This window comes from Pedobacter miscanthi, from assembly GCF_003315595.1.
Taxonomy (GTDB): Bacteria; Bacteroidota; Bacteroidia; order Sphingobacteriales; family Sphingobacteriaceae; genus Pedobacter; species Pedobacter miscanthi.
In genome coordinates this window covers 116,409-134,181 of sequence record NZ_QNQU01000012.1, presented here as the reverse complement: position 1 = coordinate 134,181, position 17,773 = coordinate 116,409, and the positions used below count along the sequence as shown (strand labels likewise).

Sequence of the window (17,773 nt, the reverse complement as noted above, 5' to 3'; positions counted from 1 at the left end):
TATTAGTTAGGCGTATTGCAAATTGGGCATATATATTCTTTCCGGTTGAAATCTCTGAAATATATTTGATGACAGGTGTCTGTTTTACATCTTTTTACTTTCTGAAATATAAATTGTAAGATGTCAAGTTTTGGACATGCGGTATAGGCGAGCCTTATATCTTGGAAAGCATATTCATTAACTGCTTTAGCATTTTTTCTTGGAACAATGCCGATTTTCTTTAGGTAACCCGCAGTTTGCCATGGAAGAATGATATTTCTTATAGCTGGTGTATCAGATGCAACCTTGTTGGTTACTAATTCTTCAATTGTAAATGAAACTTGATTTGTCTTGATCAAATACCTAAAGTTATTTTCATTGATAATAAGCTCTTTAGATTTTTCCATGCAAAAATGCTGAATAGAAAGATGGACAACCTCCTCATCAAATATGGTGCTATTAATATCTTTTTTGAATTGTTCGGAAATAATCCGATTACATATACGAATACAGTCACGTGGGGATAACCCAGAAAAAAGTATTACTCTTCCTAATAGCTTTTTATTCGCGAACATTTTAATAAAGCTCGCCACCTTACCATTGCTATACGAGGAAACTCTTTTGTCCAGCATAATAGATAATTGGTTCCAGTCCCAATTTAAATCGTAGGAGAAAACTCGGTCGGGTCTCGCGGTTGCAGCTGCATAAGGCTTTAAGGCATCCCAAAGAAAGAATTTGAAGCTTACTTTTGGAGTTTCCAATAATTCAAGATCCTTGAGAAGATCCTCTATTAATGTATAACTTGCCTCCGGATTATTTCCTGTTAAGCTCTGCTCGTCAACTTTATCAACCAATATAAATATTGAATTGTAATTAGCCTTTACTAACAAAGCTATAATATTAAAGAAATTGTCTTTATGACTTAATTCTAGTTTTTTGTCGATCTCAATTTTTGATAGATCAATTTCTAGCCCCTTGCTTTTGGTGATCTGCTTTATAACATTTGTAATTGGTTCCTTAAACCCGTTCCAGATATCAACTGCTCGATCTGTTAAAGTTTTGAGTGATGATATTGCTTGATTTGGAAATGACGCAGGGGTATTATATAAATAAATTCTTGCGATCTTATACAAAAACTGTCGCTCATTAAATGAATAGGTATCGTCAAATTCAAAATTAGAGTCTTCAATTCTTTTGAATAAGGCAACTAAAAGAAGTCGGTTTAAAAAAATTAAGTGATAGGACAATGATATTTCAGAAATATTTTTTAATTCAGAAAGGTCATGATTTGTGTAAGAAATAGCGAGAATGTCGTCGTAATCTCTCGCTCTTTTCTCAATCATAACTCGTTGAGCAGTTTTACCTGCACCTCTAGGAGCATAAATAATACTAGATACGGGTGAATACGGATCTCCCCATATATCTTCGAAATAATCAGGTTTAATAAAATACTGACTTAAAAATTCGGTTTCTTTATCTGCATTAGAAAATTGAAAGGGATTTGTTTTAAATCCCAAATTTCTCACATATTCACTTATAGTCATTAATTGGAAAATTATGGAACAGATAGTTTTTGGTTATGAATGTTTAATTTTCTAAGATAAAAATAAAAAAGTAGATGAAGACCAGAAATTTTGATTACTCATTGTTAAGCGCCAATTTATTGAATACAATTCTTGAAGGTTGAAGCCTATTTATGCAAGACAGAGTGTTAGATAGACAAGGAATGTGATTTAATACATTTGTTCATCGGTTGCGAACTGAGAAAATGTGTGAGTGCTGATAATTGCACAGCGATCACGTTGTATATATCAAAAACAAAGGGCTGGCAATTAACTAAAAGTTAACACTAATTGTTGTGTGATCCCGAAACCTCAAAAAGTTTAGTGTCACGCTTGCCATGTGGCTTTATTCCAATGACCTCGTTATTCTTTCCAATTATTAGATAATGTCCTGAGTTCCACCTTGAGTTATTTACACAGCTAAATCTAGGTGTTCCATGAGCCATGCATCTAATTCGGCTATAGGAGTTGATCCCTTTCTAACAGCGTATGCACTAGGACTCCAAGATTGGTGGATAAAACTTATTCCCTTGTCTTCACAAACATCATTAATCAAAGACATGAAGCCACTAAAACCACTTATTCCCAGATTATTTTCTCTCGGACTGACGTTTAATGGAGTAACAATTCTGGTATTGCCAATTGTATGAATAACCTTTTTTATCGTCGAGGTATTTTGGAGGAATGTAATTATATCATTATTGTATTCCCTAGTCAACTGTACTTGACGTCTATTAGTGCGGTTGATAAATATTTTGCTATCAGAGAAATTGGTGAAAATATGGTCGTTGATATATTCTTGAATGGCTTGTAGGTTATTTCCTGTAACATCAATACGATTTATTACGTCTAGGAAACAAAACCTATTTTGCATCACATCAAGCTTTCTCTGGTTACCAAATATAGTATCAAAGACATATTCTTCCTCATATCTCATAATGACAGCAATCCTTTTCCAGAGATAATTGCTTGGTCTTCCGTAATAATAGTCGACAATATTGCCATTTACATTGAAAGGGTTGAAAGAGCCTAATATTAAGGTTTGAGGATTTATGATTTGCTCTGGAGTCGTCCAGTTGTTTTGGATCGCTTGATGATTGATAACAGGCATAAAATTGAGATGTTAATTAGTTGCTTTAATTTAAGTATAATAAAATAATAATAATAAAACAAGAGAAATGTGAAGTATTTTAGCGTACCGACATGCGTATGGGACGAAGGTTGTTGCAGTAAAGTTCATAGAACTGGCGGCTAGTTTATGTATAGCATTTGAGAGGCTATTAGCCCAGTAATAGGTTTTACAATTTGCTTGCTATCAGATCCTTTTGTAATTTGGTAAAAACCTAGCCTATGAAATCAATTGATGAAGAGTTTAGATGGAAATTACTTAAAGCGGGTGTGATATTTGGCATTTTGTTAACTGGCCTAACATACTTTATTCCCGATGCTAAACCTAAAACACCTGAGGAAGAACTATTGTTAGAGACGTGCATTCCTTGCTATATGGGATATTTACAAATTAACAGCAATCCTATTGATAAAAAATAAATGCTCACCGCCTGCGAACTGAGAAAATGTGTGAGAATCAGCAGTTGCGGAGCAACGGGATTCGATCTATGTTTTAACACAAGCGACTGGCGAGATATTTGACCAAATATCGTGACGGTCGTGCAGCATTTTCGATTGCGCAGGTGAGCTGAAAAGTGGAGCCTGACTAGATTTATCCAGGATGAGGCGAAGCAAATCCTAGATAAAGATAGAGAAAAGGCTCATGGAGCACTCCGCTTGCTCAAAAGAAAAACCATGACAGAGTACAGCGATGGCGTTGTGTTTTTCGTGAGCTTAGACAGTGCGGAATACCGATCTCCCTAATCGGGTTTGCAGTGCCCCATCCGATGCATCACTGACTAAAAGTAACCGCAGAAACTTAAAAGAAGGCTGATTGTTGCCCCACCACTAATGTAAAGACTAAACCATTCCTTTCTCCGCGTAAGCCACTTTTTGGAGAGAGGAATGGATTTAGGATGCTATGAATTACATTTACTCTCCAGAATTAGAAGTGTCATCAGCCATGTTGTTCCAGTATTTTAGAAAGGCCATTCCTTCGTCTGTTAGCTTATAATCTTTACCTGTTGTTGCCGATCTACCAGCAGGCGTTATAAAATTCTCACGTAAAAGTACTTTCATTATTTCATCTGATGTATTCATCAATGCACCGTTAGTGATGTTTGTTAAGAAGTTGTTAAATTTTTCAGGTGTCCATGTTTGACGAGCTTTATTGGATACTCTAGTAAAGCTAGCTGGTACTGAGGATGGAATACTTTCTAATTCCGTTGATTCTGATGGCTTAGACATGTATTCTAATAATTTGGTATCAGATGTATCTCTTTCATTTTGAGCAGCGACTTTAGCTAACCGCTCTTCTTCATACCTTTTTTCAAGCAACTTAAATGCCTCTTCCAGTTCATTATACTTGCTTTTTAGGACAATAGAACTCTTATCGGTAATTTTCGCAATCTTTGGTACGACCATTTTATCATAGAATTCTGTTAACAGTCTAGAGAGTGCGAGTAGGATATACGTTATTACCAATACCAATATGGTAAAGCCAACCACAACAAGCATGTTACACCAAAAAGACTTCTCATTAAAGTAACGTTCTATATATGCTAAACGCTTAGGAAGTGTAAATGCACTATCAAAGTAAAATAGACTATACACTAGTTTCCAGTTTTTTACAATCCAGACGATTACGAATGTACCTAAGAACGGATTAGTTGTGCGTTCTTTGATGTTATCAAGCATTGAATTAAGAGTGTCTTTAACCATTTAGTTAGTATTTAGAATCCAAGTATAACAAAAAAGAGCCATATTGCTATGACTCCAAATTAACAGGTATTATTCAGCAGAATCTTCATAATTTAATCTGACCCAAGCTTCTAATTATATTGTGCGTATAAATACTTTGGTTAACCCTTTTAACATCACCGTCCATTGACAATAGGATTCGTTTGTAAATGCCCATTTCAGCATCATAAACATATAAAGAATTGGTAAATGATCCTGCATCTAAGGCAATATCTCCATGATCCTCAATCGGTGATTGTAGTAGATCCGCTATCATTTCTTCGGTTATAATATTTGTTTTCTTTTGATATCCAAACCATGGTTTATACTCCACAGAATTCAATAGGTTTTCAAATAGATCATCAGGTGCTATTGTTTCATATTCTTCGTGTTCATACGCTGTGTTATCTGATGGGTCAACCTTATCGGTAGTTTTAGACAAGTTCCATTTATCGGTAACTCCATACCGATAATCTTTGGATATTCTATAGTTGCATTTCCGTCCTTGTGGATCGATAAAGAAACCATAATGTTCCATTCCCCATGCTATGCTATAAAATTCACTTTGGTATAAGAATGGTAAACAATCTGTTTTGAACTTCTCCATTACTTTTCGTTTGAATCTTTGTGGAAGTATCCTGGGTCTGTTAGTGTCTTTAGATAATAGTGCACTACAACTTTTTTATTCGAGATTTGATCGAACCTGTAATACTTTATTCCCATCAAAGCGCAGTTTCTTACAGGATTATCTCTTATAAAATCTATGTCTCTCATCGTCCTAGTCTTAAGATTGCCAAAACCGGCTTCTATGTATTTATAAAATTCAAGCTTGATTGTACCATCTGCATTAGCATATTTTCCTTGCTCATAGCTTCCATTTAGACGGCCAAACTTCTCAATGTAAATCGAACCTTTAGTAAAAATAACTTGTACCACTGCGCCAGATGATACTCCAAGCTTTTCATAACCCAATTTATCTCCTTCCTCTTTAGAAGTCGGTAGTAAACCACCAGTTTGAGCATTTCTGTAAATAGTATAGTTGTTAAGTTGCGAACTGCTCCACATGATCTTGCCATCTAATTTTCGTTTACGTTGCGAGATGTAATCATAATTTACGACTTCATACATTAATGGTTTGCCAATAATCTCATTCATTAATTCCTCGTCTGTTGCATTCTCCATTTTCTCTCTGTACCTATCTTCAGGGCTTTTCTTAAAGAAGTTACACGATGTAAAAAGCAGACAGATCATAACTGTTAGTGTAGATTTCATTTTAATTTATTTAGATACGTAAAACTAGTAAATACTTAGTAATAGCTAAGTATAGCGTTGCTATTTAATTTATTCTTTAGCGTGTGGCTAAAGAGGTAGTAAAATCAGAGATAGAATTGTTTGTAATCAGTAAAGCGAAAGCTTTAAGGGAGCAGGCTAACCTTAGTCAATCTGAACTTGCTTTTAAGCTTGATGTCTCAAATGGATTTATAGGACAGGTTGAAAGTCCTAATTCACCATCCAAATACAATTTAGATCATATTGATAAACTGGCAGTAATATTCAGCTGTTCCCCTAAAGATTTTCTGCCTGAAACCAACATAAATAAATAAAGCGCATCTCTGCGCCTTATTTTATGATTCCAGTTTATCGACCGTTGCTATTGACACATAATTGTTTTCTCCTTCTGCAACTCTCCTGTAAAAGAAGTTGTGATGCTGATCAGCTTCTCGGAAGTTTACCCTTAATGCGTATTCGATTCCGCTCGTGTTGTCATTAGATTGGGTAATCTCATATGCCTTTCGAAGAAAAATATTTGTTAAACCTGAGCCGAAGCGCTCTAGGGCTTCAGCACCAAGATCTATAAATATAAACGAACGGCCATCCTTGCTATTGGATAAAGTAATATTCCAGAAGTAATTCAGGTGTTCACTTATCATATTGCTTTTGTATTCGTTCTTCACATGGTCAACCGTTGCATAAGTCCTGTATTTCGCTAGGTCGAACTTTCTTAATTGTTCTGTAGCAGCATCAACGATTAAATTATATGCTTTATGTACTTCTGTGTTTACTAAAACTTGTTGCTCGTTTATAACAACAAATTGTGTCTGTGTTTGTACTGCTTTTGCAGTTCTTGCTTTTGCTTGCATCTTAATAGATTTTTAAATGTAAAACTTGGATTAAATGAAAAATGCCTCCGACTGGAAGCATCTATGTTGAATTGATATATAAATGAAAATGTACCATTTTTAGGCGGTGCATTGTGTTATTCTCGATTTTGATGTAGTTGTATTGCTAAGGATATTTGGTCGATTTTATCCTATTTAGATCCTTTTATAGTTAAAATGTCGTACAGGTATAAAGTGTTGTTTTGGTAAATGATAAATCGTAACCCATCAGTGTTTAAATTCAAAGTGGTGGTTTTAGATAGGCTTGTTGTTCGACTTTCAGAATGGATTTTTCTATGTTAGAGTTGGAAATCTTTTTATCTTCCCCTCTAGTGAAATGCGGGGGTATGATATGGTATACCTGCTAAATGCGGCGAATAAACTTCAATTTAAGTGGCTAGTTGAAATTAAAAAAAAATATTTTTAAATGGGAAGCTATATTTATCGCTTAGGCGATTTTTAGAACAAACGTACAGTTTCTAACTCGGGTCATATAGATTAACCTTTTTAACAAAACTGTACGTTATCAAAATCCTAGTTTAAAGTTCCATCCTTGAATTTAGTAATAATGTATCCTCTTATATCTTTTCCTAACTCATTCTTGCCCATCCAAACCTTCTTATTAGAGGGATTGAATTCGGCAAACTTTCTTAAGTAGTCTAGACTGGGGGTAATTCCGTGAATATTGTTGTCCTTAAATCCAACCTTCAAAAGTGCTGTCATTCTATTTCCCGTATATGCTTTACCTATTTGGAAATTCTGCTGGATATAGGTCATCATTCCGAAGTGGTCGACCTGCTTTTTCTGTTTAATTAGTAGATGCTGTATTTGATAGATATTGAAATTTACCAGCTCCGAGTTGTCAATACCATATTTGTTTATTATTGCCATTTGCTCTGGAAAGTCTAACTGAAAGCTTGTGATCTCCATTGTATATTCAAATTCTGTAATTAGGTTCATTCGTTTTCTAGTGTGTAGATCTGTCAGACTATCAGCAACTATTTCATTTAAGCTCTTTAAACGGATATTTTTTTTATTAGCCTTTTTACGATCCTTATCAGTAAAAGAATACAACTCTTCAGCATATTTATTGTCGATTTTAAAGTGAGAACACTTTGAGTAAGCATCTTTCAACTTATTGGCGTTTTGGTAAATGCCTTTTACCTTTTCCTCAAATATTAAGTTGTCAATCATATCATAGTTTCTCTCTAAGCTATGTTTCTTTAAGTATTTAGCATAGTCAATTCTCTTAAGTACTTGACTGAGTACGTCTTTTGCCGCCGCTGTAGTAGCAGATTCATGATACCGATGAACTGCCTTAAACACTATATGGCACTCTGATAAATATGTCTTAACCGCTGATTCGGACATCGATATCAATTCAGGATCGACATTTGAAATGTGCACAAGATTTCTTGTAAACGGATGTTCTTTCGTTTCCCTAAATCGACCCTGAATTTGTATAGCTTCCGTAAATGGATCTAGCATGGAGTGCTGTGCCGAAACAATATCGGTAATCAACACGATTGTTGGATTGCATTGGAAGAGGTCGTAATCAATGTCAACAGCAGAAAAGAAACGGGAAGTGAAGAAGTTATATTTTTTAAATGCAGTTATTTCAGTTTTTACATCAGAGTCATTATATCCATTAATTCGAAGCTTTTTTCTGCTTTTCTCTGCGCAAAAGACCATGCTTTCATTCTTTATTTTAAGCTTGGTAATTAGTTCGTGAATTGTATCGGTTGTATTGAAGAACATAAAGTACTTATCATTTGGATTTTCATCTATAAACTTTTTGATCGTCGTTAGCACATTATTGGTACAAATTAGTCGCAAACTCTGTGAATAGGTAAAGCTGGGTCGAATTTTATGTACAGTGAATTCGTTTAACTCAAATCTGGGATCACTTGGTACTATAGGTGTAGCTGAAACAAATGTCTTATGTTCAAAACGGAAGAAGTCGTCCATTGGTAAAGCAATATCCGCACGGTAACTAATATCTTGAATGATTTTCTCACACTCGTCAAATAACAGAAAAAAGTCAGTGTAAATTTCAAATGTTGAATCTTCAAGCGCTTCCTTAACTTTCCAGAATGATTCTGGCGTAACGATTAATTTCTTGTATTCGATATTATTTTCTAGATATGCCAGTATATCATCCGTTGTTACTCCTTCGAATATGCCGCATACTAACATGCCAAACTGTCTCTTTTTCCCCTTAATTACTGGAACATTTGGCTCGACAATTATGCTGTGTCGAGGGAACTCAATTTCGCACCTTGTTGCTCCACAGCCTGGCAATTCTTTGAATAGGATAATATTGCTAGGTATTCCCTTGGACTTGAAAGGCTCAATTTGATTTAGATATTGACCTTTATTGATTTTATATGTTTTGATTTTCTTGTTTTTCATAATCTAAAGGCAATAGAATTCCTATGCGTTGCCTGTCGCATGTTTTAAAATGTCATTAAAGTTTTTTGTTAAGTAGGGGGAAGAGATTGCTCCCCCCCTTGAGTTTAATTAATTTTGCTCTTCAGTCATCGATTGGCATTCCGCCTTCAATTCATCTAAAGAAAAATTAATTTGAGTTTTGCCAAGTTGGTACTCAGTCAACAATCGTAACAAGCCGTCTAAATTTGGAATGCGCAAGTTTATTGTTGCACGGGTTAGCTTGACTTTAAACCATAGCATTTCTTCGCCATTAATCCTATCAAACTTTGGTTTAATAACATTGTTGAATGAACAACCTTGAGATGTAAATTTGAACAAATCTTCAAGGTGTTCCGCTTCTGAATCAGTTAAAGATTGGCCATAACTGATAAATCGCTCTTTGGTTAAATAACCATTAACATTGTCTTCGATAAAGAACTGCTTTGCAGTTACAGTGTTTACAATGTTTGAAGCTCTATTTGTAGAGCGTGCTGTTGCTGTTTGGCCGAAAGCCGCGAAATGTTTATTCATTGAGTTTTTAATTATGTTTATGAAAGACACCTGTCTTTCTGACTGCAATGATAAAAAAGGCTCTTTCGACCCATGAATTTACTTTTTTGAATTTGCTGGGGCAATCATGTATTGTTCGCTGTTAGCTAAAAATTCTTCAACTGACATCTTCTTTATTACTGAGAATTCATAAAACTCTTTCTCCTCATTATCTAAATCAGAGCGTATAAATGATCGTATTATTTTTGCTTTTTGTCTTGATGACTTCATATTGTATTCGCCAGCAAATTCTATCTCTTGGATACCAAATAATAGTAACAAAGTATATATTATAACTGCCTGATCTTGGGTCAAATCAACGTTTTGGGGATTTAGATCTGTTTCTTCGTTAAGATAATTCAATATTGTTTTTGCAACGAATCGACCAAATCTCCACTTTGCCCTTTGATCGTCGAATGTCTGATGCACGATAGGCAGAATCTTATTAATAATTTCATCAGTCCAATCTTCGGGATGCACTGTTGTAATGGGAATATAAAGATGTTCTAGATCTTTAATTAGACGAACCCTGTTATTAATCAATAGCTGAATTATCTCTTGGTTTTCGTTGACATTATCTATTGTTATACCACCATCTTCGAAGTCCGTGACTATTTTTGTTAAAGGATTTTTAACTCTTAGTTTTATTTTAGTTTGCAGGATTTTTTCACTGACCGATTGGCTCTTTAATATTTTCAGTTCTTTCAAAAGGCTTTCCAACTCTTTATATAAATTTATTGATTTTATATCTGTTGTTTCCATTTGATAAGACTGGTAGTATGCCCACTCTAAATTTATCATATTTCTCACCAGAATTAATAAATTGGCGGCATGCTCTTCACTATTAAGGAGCTTAATTAAATTGCCACAAGAGAAATCATCCGTAACTTCTTCCTCATTTTTATTAATACTGATATACAATTGTTTTATATCAACTTGCGTATTTATTTTGTTTTTATTCTTGATTTTGTCTAGTTGAAGGCTTGTTCCTTTGTGATATTTAGCTATGATGTTTAAATCGGCATTAATATTATGAATAGTCTCAATTCTAAAGGTGTACATATTTATGGGTATATGAAGATTTGTTATAAAGGTATTGCTTAAGCTTTAGTTTTTTGGGAAGTTAGAGTGTTTTTACCAAGTACGATGTTCATGACCTTTATAGTCCAGATTTACCTTAATAAATTTGGGGCATCAGATGAGGCAAAATGATAATAAACTTTTGATATAAATTGATATATTTGCAGCAATTAATAAAATATGAACAAAGCCTTAAAAGCTCTGGTTAGCATTTAATTGATTGATAATCATTCTATTGCATTGTGTTTTTTTGCTATAGAGTAAAATGGTCCCGTAGTTCAACGGATAGAATAGAAGTTTCCTAAACTTTAGATATGAGTTCGATTCTCGTCGGGACCACTAATAGAAGTAATCTCAGCACTAAACGGCTTTTCTGCAATTGAAAAGCCATTTTTGTTTTTAGGAAATACTGAGACGGTGTGTTTCTTCCAACCAAAATAATAATAAATTTTTCGTTAGTATGGTTGGTTAACTTTTCTTACATAGTGGGAACTAAAAACTGTCCCCAGGTTTTGACTGGAGACAGTGGGGTAATTTTTTAAAAAATCAAAAGGTCGTAACCTTCGTTTCTCAGGTTCACGAAACTTGGCAGACCAGGAGTACCCGGTACTTCATTATCGTTTAACAAATCGTAACCTGAAATTTCTGTACCAAATACGGCAACGCATCCTTTAGACAGACCATGCACGTGATCTTTTACCTCTGAATAAAGGCCATGCACCGGATGTTCCGATTTCTCCAGTTGTTCTGGCCATCTTACTCCAGCGCCCTGAAAAATGATCTTTACATCTTCACCTGCATGTTTAAATTCATATGCTGATGCCAAAGCGTTAAATACGCGGCCAAGCGCTTCTTCCGAACCTGCTTTTGGATCAGAAAGAACAATAATTGCTGTTTTTTTCATTTTAGATATTTATTTATAATACAAAGTTGTTGTAATTGGGATGCTTATAGAATGGATGATTTTTACTATAGCATGGAGACTTTTTCCACCAGACGGGCAATTACCTGGAACCTGGACGAACAAAAGTTTGCCATCCACGCATGGTCTCGATAAAGCGCTCGCTTAATCCACCCTGGCGCAGATATTCGGCCGTTACCGGCATTGCCGGGCTTTCGTACATTGGGTTTGCATTAACCTGCAGCGGAAAGTCGCGCTGAAGGATTCCTGCCCTCCCAATGAGCACAAAATCACAACCTTCCTCCAGCAGCTCTCCGGCACGCTGTGCACTGTAAATCTTTCCGGCTGCGCCTAAACGAACACGCTTTCGCGGAAGTTCTGTAAAAACACTCAGCAAAGGTTTTCCCTGGAAGGTTCCTTCCCTAACAAGTTGCGCCGAATCCCACAATGCCAGATCGAGGTAGTCGATCAGTTCACGATCAAAAATCTCAGCGGTAATCTCGCGTAGTTCCTCCAGGCGAAGTCCATAGCGCTCAATAGATAAGCGCCAGCCGATCTGAAAATCCGGGCTACAGGCTTGGCGGATGCCTTCTATAACTTCGAGCGTAAAACGGGCGCGGTTCTCTACACTGCCACCATATTTATCTGTCCGGTCGTTCAGGTTAGGAGAAAGGAACTCTGAAAGGATCCACCCGAAAGCACCGTGTACAGAGACCCCATCAAAACCAGCCAGCTCAGCTCTTTTGGCTGCTGCAATAAAGCTGTCGCGGATTCGCTCCACCTCTTCGGTTGTGAGCGCCTTTATACCCGGCAGTGTTTTGCCCGAAGCTGGTGCTGGAATTCCTCCCACCTCTGGTACTGCACGATGCCCGGCATGGTGTAACTGTATTGCAGATAAACTTCCCCCTTCACGAATAGTTGTTGCCATTTGGGTTAGTCCCGGCAAATGCTTATCGCTGTGGATACCCATCTGGCGCTCAAAGGCAATTCCCCCTGCTTCTACAGTAGAAGCACCGGCTTGTATTAAAGCATAACCGCTTTGTGCAAGTTGCGCGATCCAGAATTGGTCGAACTCAGAAGCAGAACCGTCATGATTGCTCTGCTGACTGGTTAGCGGTGCCATCATGAAACGATTTTTCATTTCAGGGCCGTGCAGTAAAGTAAGTGGTTTGAATAAATCAGAAACAGACATTTTATTTAATTTTATGTATAAATTATTGTGTGTCAAAGATGGCTCGATACCCATTCAGTAAAAATGGATGTTTTTCACAATCTCATGGATGTTTTTATGCCTGATTGACTACTTCCTTTAGGATTCTTTCCGCACTTTCAGCCTCTGTTTGGCCAATTACCTTTTCGATGATTTCCTTCTGCAGAACGCTGCACAAGAACCTGTTTAAAAGTATGGAGGCTTAATAGATTGCCAAAACCTCGGATTTTCCTTACTCCGTAGGAGTTTTTCCAAATTTCTTCTTAAATGATCTCGAAAAATGTGATAAACTTTCAAATCCCAGCTCAAGGTAAATTGAAGATGGTTTTCTATTCTTACTTTCGATGAGGTGCTTTGCTGCTAACAATCTTTTATCCTGTAGCCAGTGTCGGGGCGCCATGTTAAATGTTTTTTGGAAATCACGCTTAAAACCGGCCAGGCTTCTACCTGTAAGTTGAGCAAACTTTTCAACAGGTACATTAAAATGAAAGTTATTGATCATAAATTTTTCCAGGTCCATTTTATATGGCTCAGAAAAATCGAATAAAAAAGTTTTTAATTCCGGCATGGTATGCAATAACAACTGTACCGCTTCTTTTACCTTAAGCATCCCTATAGCATTGGTAATGCTTTCGTCGGGATGGTGCACATATGGGATGATGGACTGAAAAAAGCCCCGTAAAAATTCATTGGTCGGAATCAGTATATTATTTGGTCCACTATACCTTTTGTCCGTATCGATCTGCTCTTCCAATGCAATCTGTCGCAGTAAATCTTCCTTTAAACAGATAATAATGGTTTGATAATTCTCCCCATTTAAAGGTGTTTTGGTCAGTTCTGCCAATTGGTTCTTGCGGATCAATAACATTTGTTCTTTTTCCATGGCAAATTTTTCAGTAGCTGTTTCTATTTCAAAACGCCCTGCCACCTGAAGCACCAGGGTATTATGCGCCAAAAAGGCTACCTTTTCTTTCCGTTTATGTGAAAAATAGGAATAGAAAATCACACCAGGAATAATTTCGGTTGGGTTTACCATAATATAAAGATATAAAAAGGCAGGGCTAATGTAAGCCCTGCCTTTTTATCGCTGCAGATAGGTTCCGCCAAGTATTGCACCTGGCGAAAATTGCGTATTTAGTGTATTCATTTCCTCAGTTGTGAAACTGATTTGCATCGCCGCTATATTTTCAGGTAAACGTGATCTTTTACTCATACTTACCAATGGCATAATATGTTCGCCCTGTGTATTTACCCATGCTATGGCCAATTGCGTAGGCGTATAACCTTTGTCCCTTGCCATATTTTTTAATACCTCAACTTTTTCCAGGTTTTTGATCAGGTTTTCGCCCTGAAACCTGGAGAAATGGCTATGGTAATCATTAGCGGCCAAAGGAGCTTTCATGTCGCCGGTGAGTAAACCTTCGGCTGTATTGGCAAAGGCTACAACGCCAATTCCCAGTTCTTTTGCCGTTGGTAATAAATCTTTTTCTATCTGACGGTCGGCCAGTGAATAGCCGATTTCCAATGCCGTAACAGGATGAATATCGTTAGCTTGACGGAGTTGATCTGCAGTGATTTCAGAAACACCCAAATGGCGCACTTTTCCTTCTTTAATCAGATCGGCAATTGTCCCAATTACATCTTCAACAGGTACACTGCCATCTAACCTGCAGGGTTGGTAAAGATCGATGGTATCTATTCCTAAACGAACCAAAGAATAATTGATGAAGTTTTTAATGGCCATGGGGCGAAGATCCAGTCCTAACCACTGGCCATTGTAAAAAATAGCTCCAAATTTTACGCTGATAAAAGCATCGTCCCTCCTGCCTTTAATGGCCTTGCCGATAAGTAACTCATTATGGCCTGCACCATAAAAATCGCCTGTATTGATAAAGTTGATGCCGTTATCCAAAGCAGCCTGAATGGTTGCGATACTTTCTGCTTCATCTTTTACCGGGCCACCCCAAACAGACGACATACGCATACAGCCTAAGCCAAGTTTAGAAACCAGCGGCCCGTTTTTACCTAAATTTATTTTTGTTATATTTTCCATTGTTGATTTATCTATTAACATCACAAAGATCAGCACTTTTGTGTGCCGTTTATTTTCTCCACAGCTCAATTTACTTGACCGTATGGCTCAACATAAAGTGCATTAACCTTTGTTTGCTACTATATTCTTTTACATTTAAAACCTTTTTTTATGTTAATGGTTTTATCTGACGGTACCAAACCAAATATTGCCATCAATTGGCCATAACCATTTAAATTAATCGGCTTGGAAACACAGGAAAAACATACAAAGGAGCGGAAGTCTTTTCTTCCTAAATTGCTGCTTATAGTAGCACTTGCCCTTCTGCTTGGTGCTGAAGGCTATTTTGGTTTTCGCTTACATGAGCTGTCCGATCAACAGGAGCGTATCAAAGAGGATTATTCCGATATTAATAACATTACTTATGGACTCTTTTCTGTGCAGCAATGGAAAGATAATGTATCCAGGATTGTGCATCATCAAGTACGCAACCTAAAAATGACCAAAAAGCAGAAAAAGGTTTTGCAAACAGAAGTGGAACAGGTGCTGCTTGCGCTGATTGATAAAGCGGAAGGCCTGGTGAATAAACCTAAAAAAACGATAAGCGGAAAAATACAGAAATTTGCCATCAAAAATTTTGTGAATTCGGATAGCATAAAAGCGCAGGTACCTGCCTTTGCAAGGAAGATAATTGCAGAGGTAGATAATCCGAAAAATAAAAAACAGTTAAGCAAAATGGCCATTGGGGAGTTTAACGAACTCGCAGATGAAGAGAAGTTTGATAGTGCTTTTGTTGCCAACGCTAATGCTGTAAAATCCATGTATAAAAGATACCAGGTATCATCTACTGAGGCACTGAATAAAAAATTAACCACAACCCTGGTTCAGATATGGAGCAAAACTTATGCTTATTCTTTAGGTATGCTGGCCTGTGTGGTAGTTGTGCTGGGCTTTTGGTGGGGCTTACGCAAACGTAAAGATTTGCATGTGGTACTTTTTGTAATGTCGTTGTTTTTTGCCTTTATTCTTTTGGCAGTAGGACTTACGGCGTCAATGATTGAGGTAGATGCGCGGATCCGGTCGCTCGATTTCGTGTTGTTGGGAGAGCATGTATTATTTAAGGATCAGGTGCTGTTTTTCCAGAGCAAAAGCATTATGGACGTGGTTAGGGTGTTGCTTGGGCAGGAAGGTATCGATTCGATATTGGTTGGGGTGCTGATATTGGCCTTTAGTATTCTTTTTCCGGTAGTGAAACTGACTTCAACAGGGATCCATCTTTTAGGAAATAAAAAACTGGCAGAAAACGGCGTGATTAAATATTTTGCTTTTCAATCGGGCAAGTGGAGTATGGCCGATGTAATTGTAATTGCCGTCCTGATGGCCTATATTGGTTTAAATGGTTTGTTAGAAGGCCAGTTACAGGCACTCAATATTAAAAACGATTCGCTTACTATTTTAACCACCAACAATACGGCATTGCAGCCAGGGTATATCATCTTTATCAGTTTTGTGCTTTATGGACTTATTCTCTCTACCATACTGAAGTTCATTACACCACACGATACCCACTAAACCATTTATTTCAGCTGTTTGATCAATTATTATGGCAACGATAACACAAGATATACCGGAAAAAAAGAGTAGGATAGCACCTATTCTGCTTATTGCGGCTTTAAGTATTCTTTTATTTGGGGAAGCCTTTTTTGGATACCGCTTCCACCAGCTTTCTGTTGAGCAGAAATATCTTAAAGAAGATTACAGCTTATCAAACAACATTACTTTCGGTATATTCTCGGTAGATCGCTGGGGTGAGAAAATTTCTACAGTTGTTGATCGTAGGGTAAAAGGTTTCAAACTCACAAACCAGCAGAAAACGGAAATGCGTAAGGAGGTTGAAAAGGAATTGCATGGTTTGGTAAATAAGGCCGTGGCGGAAGTAACTAAACCGCAGAAAAGCCTTGGTGGTAAGCTTAAAAAACTGGCTTTTAAAACTTTTGTTGATGTAGGTGAAATTCATGCCCAGGTACCCTCATTCGCTAAAACCATTGTGACAAAAATTACGAGCCCAACCAGTTTAAAACGGTTAAAAGGCATTGCCACCAGTAAAATGGACGAACTTGAGGCACAAACTTACGATAGTACGGATACAACCATAACTACTGTTGAACGTAATATTTACCGTAAGTATCACGTTGCAGATGCCAAAGCTTACGATCGCCTGGTAAATTCAAGATTGTCTGAAATTAAAAAAGACAGTTTTCAGTTTGCATTGGGGATGTTGGGTTGTGTAGCTATTGCGCTTATTTTGTGGCTATTTTTACGAAAACGAGTGCAATTGCACGTTCCACTCTTCATTATGTCGCTGTTGTTTGCGTTTATTTTGCTCGCCGTTGGTGTTACTTCGCCAATTATAGAAGTTGATGCGCGCCTCCAAACACTCGAATTTGCTTTTTTGGGCGATAAAATTGCATTTACCAATCAGGTACTCTTTTTCCAGAGCAAAAGTATACTGGGTATTATAGGTACATTGATTGAGCAGCCCAAACCCGATGCTGTACTGGTTGGTATATTATTACTCGTTTTTGTAGTGGTTCTTCCCTTACTGCGGATTGTTGCCAGGGGGGTGCATGTTTCATGCGGGCATCTTTTCGGCAGCCAAAAAGTGCTTCGGTTTTTAGCTTTCGATCTTGGTAAATGGGATATGGCAGATGTAATGGTAGTGGGTATCGGAATGACCTATATTGGTTTAAACGGTATCCTGAAAAGTCAACTTTCGGGGCTTAACATGCAAAATGATACTTTAAAAACCGTAACAGTAAATAACTCTGCGCTGCAACTGGGCTTTTGGGTTTTCGTAACGTATGTGGTATATACAATAGTTCTATCTTATATTCTTAAAAAGATCGACGAACAAAACGGGCCTTGTTAATAGAAGCCGTCATTGCGAGAAGGCTTTTTCAGCCGACGAAGCAATCTTACAACGATCGCTACTTCGCCTGCGCATTAAGATTGCTTTCCCGAAAA

At 37.1% G+C, this 17,773-nt stretch carries 17 protein-coding genes and 1 tRNA gene; 5 read left to right on the top strand and 13 right to left on the bottom strand.

The genetic code is table 11. The annotated features are described in order from the left end of the window. Positions 1 to 2 precede the first annotated feature (2 nt). Both DRW42_RS15245 and DRW42_RS15240 read right to left on the bottom strand, forming a co-directional pair. Positions 3 to 1,523 carry a P-loop ATPase, Sll1717 family gene (locus tag DRW42_RS15245; RefSeq protein WP_113949688.1) on the bottom strand — a complete coding sequence of 507 codons (1,521 nt, stop codon included), beginning with the start codon at positions 1,521 to 1,523 and terminating at the stop codon, positions 3 to 5. 430 nt (positions 1,524 to 1,953) lie between these two features. After that, on the bottom strand, positions 1,954 to 2,652 hold the full coding sequence (locus DRW42_RS15240; protein ID WP_113949687.1) for a uracil-DNA glycosylase family protein: 699 nt from the start codon (positions 2,650 to 2,652) through the stop codon (positions 1,954 to 1,956). A 239-nt stretch (positions 2,653 to 2,891) separates the two neighbouring features. Here DRW42_RS15240 and DRW42_RS15235 point away from each other — a divergent pair, with 239 nt between their 5' ends. After that, positions 2,892 to 3,089: a hypothetical protein gene (locus DRW42_RS15235; RefSeq protein WP_113949686.1), complete on the top strand. Its 198-nt coding sequence runs from the start codon at positions 2,892 to 2,894 to the stop codon at positions 3,087 to 3,089. 492 nt (positions 3,090 to 3,581) lie between these two features. Here DRW42_RS15235 and DRW42_RS15230 read toward each other — a convergent pair whose 3' ends face one another. The 3 genes from DRW42_RS15230 to DRW42_RS15220 form a co-directional block, all read right to left on the bottom strand. Continuing rightward, the gene (locus DRW42_RS15230; RefSeq protein ID WP_113949685.1) at positions 3,582 to 4,370 is read right to left on the bottom strand and encodes a hypothetical protein; all 789 of its coding nucleotides are present in this window, start codon (positions 4,368 to 4,370) and stop codon (positions 3,582 to 3,584) included. A gap of 85 nt (positions 4,371 to 4,455) precedes the next feature. After that, on the bottom strand, positions 4,456 to 4,995 hold the full coding sequence (locus DRW42_RS15225) for a hypothetical protein (protein ID WP_113949684.1): 540 nt from the start codon (positions 4,993 to 4,995) through the stop codon (positions 4,456 to 4,458). Next, positions 4,995 to 5,660 (bottom strand): hypothetical protein, encoded by a 666-nt coding sequence (locus DRW42_RS15220; RefSeq protein WP_113949683.1) that lies wholly within the window; start codon positions 5,658 to 5,660, stop codon positions 4,995 to 4,997. Before DRW42_RS15220 ends, DRW42_RS15225 begins: the two co-directional genes overlap by 1 nt. Before the next feature lie 83 nt (positions 5,661 to 5,743). Between DRW42_RS15220 and DRW42_RS15215 the strand changes: the two genes are divergently transcribed. After that, a complete protein-coding gene (locus DRW42_RS15215; protein WP_113949682.1) occupies positions 5,744 to 5,992 on the top strand; it encodes a helix-turn-helix domain-containing protein in 249 nt (82 codons plus the stop codon). Positions 5,993 to 6,013: 21 nt separating this feature from the next. Here the strand turns inward: DRW42_RS15215 and DRW42_RS15210 are convergent, their stop codons facing one another. From DRW42_RS15210 to DRW42_RS15195, 4 genes are all read right to left on the bottom strand, one after another. Beyond that, the gene (locus tag DRW42_RS15210) at positions 6,014 to 6,529 is read right to left on the bottom strand and encodes a hypothetical protein (protein WP_113949681.1); all 516 of its coding nucleotides are present in this window, start codon (positions 6,527 to 6,529) and stop codon (positions 6,014 to 6,016) included. A gap of 552 nt (positions 6,530 to 7,081) precedes the next feature. Then, positions 7,082 to 8,959, bottom strand: a complete 1,878-nt coding sequence (locus DRW42_RS15205) for a hypothetical protein (RefSeq protein WP_113949680.1) — start codon at positions 8,957 to 8,959, stop codon at positions 7,082 to 7,084. A gap of 108 nt (positions 8,960 to 9,067) precedes the next feature. Next, complete coding sequence (locus DRW42_RS15200) at positions 9,068 to 9,508, bottom strand: hypothetical protein (protein ID WP_113949679.1); 441 nt, start codon at positions 9,506 to 9,508, stop codon at positions 9,068 to 9,070. A 78-nt stretch (positions 9,509 to 9,586) separates the two neighbouring features. Next, positions 9,587 to 10,588 (bottom strand): hypothetical protein, encoded by a 1,002-nt coding sequence (locus DRW42_RS15195; RefSeq protein ID WP_113949678.1) that lies wholly within the window; start codon positions 10,586 to 10,588, stop codon positions 9,587 to 9,589. A gap of 285 nt (positions 10,589 to 10,873) precedes the next feature. Between DRW42_RS15195 and DRW42_RS15190 the strand changes: the two genes are divergently transcribed. After that, positions 10,874 to 10,945 (top strand) — tRNA-Arg (locus tag DRW42_RS15190). 199 nt (positions 10,946 to 11,144) lie between these two features. On the opposite strand, the gene DRW42_RS15185 is transcribed toward DRW42_RS15190, so the two are convergent. The 4 genes from DRW42_RS15185 to DRW42_RS15170 form a co-directional block, all read right to left on the bottom strand. Then, positions 11,145 to 11,510 carry a DsrE family protein gene (locus DRW42_RS15185; protein ID WP_113949677.1) on the bottom strand — a complete coding sequence of 122 codons (366 nt, stop codon included), beginning with the start codon at positions 11,508 to 11,510 and terminating at the stop codon, positions 11,145 to 11,147. A 100-nt stretch (positions 11,511 to 11,610) separates the two neighbouring features. Further along, positions 11,611 to 12,735 (bottom strand): NADH:flavin oxidoreductase, encoded by a 1,125-nt coding sequence (locus tag DRW42_RS15180; protein ID WP_208643573.1) that lies wholly within the window; start codon positions 12,733 to 12,735, stop codon positions 11,611 to 11,613. Positions 12,736 to 12,949: 214 nt separating this feature from the next. Then, positions 12,950 to 13,753, bottom strand: coding sequence for a helix-turn-helix domain-containing protein (locus DRW42_RS15175; protein WP_113949676.1), 804 nt, complete (start codon positions 13,751 to 13,753; stop codon positions 12,950 to 12,952). A gap of 45 nt (positions 13,754 to 13,798) precedes the next feature. Beyond that, on the bottom strand, positions 13,799 to 14,770 hold the full coding sequence (locus DRW42_RS15170; RefSeq protein WP_113949675.1) for an aldo/keto reductase: 972 nt from the start codon (positions 14,768 to 14,770) through the stop codon (positions 13,799 to 13,801). A gap of 225 nt (positions 14,771 to 14,995) precedes the next feature. On the opposite strand from DRW42_RS15170, the gene DRW42_RS15165 reads away from it, so the two are divergent. Further along, positions 14,996 to 16,321, top strand: coding sequence for a paraquat-inducible protein A (locus DRW42_RS15165; RefSeq protein WP_113949674.1), 1,326 nt, complete (start codon positions 14,996 to 14,998; stop codon positions 16,319 to 16,321). Positions 16,322 to 16,352: 31 nt separating this feature from the next. Next, positions 16,353 to 17,678, top strand: coding sequence for a paraquat-inducible protein A (locus DRW42_RS15160; protein WP_113949673.1), 1,326 nt, complete (start codon positions 16,353 to 16,355; stop codon positions 17,676 to 17,678). The last annotated feature ends 95 nt before the right edge of the window (positions 17,679 to 17,773 follow it).

What these genes read in the sequence shown, in the direction of transcription:
- DRW42_RS15245 (WP_113949688.1), bottom strand. Translation starts at nt 1,523, where the DNA reads ATGACTATAAGTGAATATGTGAGAAATTTGGGATTTAAAACAAATCCC.
- DRW42_RS15175 (WP_113949676.1), bottom strand. Translation starts at nt 13,753, where the DNA reads ATGGTAAACCCAACCGAAATTATTCCTGGTGTGATTTTCTATTCCTAT.
- DRW42_RS15220 (WP_113949683.1), bottom strand. Translation starts at nt 5,660, where the DNA reads ATGAAATCTACACTAACAGTTATGATCTGTCTGCTTTTTACATCGTGT.
- DRW42_RS15210 (WP_113949681.1), bottom strand. Translation starts at nt 6,529, where the DNA reads ATGCAAGCAAAAGCAAGAACTGCAAAAGCAGTACAAACACAGACACAA.
- DRW42_RS15230 (WP_113949685.1), bottom strand. Translation starts at nt 4,370, where the DNA reads ATGGTTAAAGACACTCTTAATTCAATGCTTGATAACATCAAAGAACGC.
- DRW42_RS15170 (WP_113949675.1), bottom strand. Translation starts at nt 14,770, where the DNA reads ATGGAAAATATAACAAAAATAAATTTAGGTAAAAACGGGCCGCTGGTT.
- DRW42_RS15160 (WP_113949673.1), top strand. Translation starts at nt 16,353, where the DNA reads ATGGCAACGATAACACAAGATATACCGGAAAAAAAGAGTAGGATAGCA.
- DRW42_RS15235 (WP_113949686.1), top strand. Translation starts at nt 2,892, where the DNA reads ATGAAATCAATTGATGAAGAGTTTAGATGGAAATTACTTAAAGCGGGT.
- DRW42_RS15195 (WP_113949678.1), bottom strand. Translation starts at nt 10,588, where the DNA reads ATGTACACCTTTAGAATTGAGACTATTCATAATATTAATGCCGATTTA.
- DRW42_RS15225 (WP_113949684.1), bottom strand. Translation starts at nt 4,995, where the DNA reads ATGGAGAAGTTCAAAACAGATTGTTTACCATTCTTATACCAAAGTGAA.
- DRW42_RS15185 (WP_113949677.1), bottom strand. Translation starts at nt 11,510, where the DNA reads ATGAAAAAAACAGCAATTATTGTTCTTTCTGATCCAAAAGCAGGTTCG.
- DRW42_RS15205 (WP_113949680.1), bottom strand. Translation starts at nt 8,959, where the DNA reads ATGAAAAACAAGAAAATCAAAACATATAAAATCAATAAAGGTCAATAT.
- DRW42_RS15200 (WP_113949679.1), bottom strand. Translation starts at nt 9,508, where the DNA reads ATGAATAAACATTTCGCGGCTTTCGGCCAAACAGCAACAGCACGCTCT.
- DRW42_RS15240 (WP_113949687.1), bottom strand. Translation starts at nt 2,652, where the DNA reads ATGCCTGTTATCAATCATCAAGCGATCCAAAACAACTGGACGACTCCA.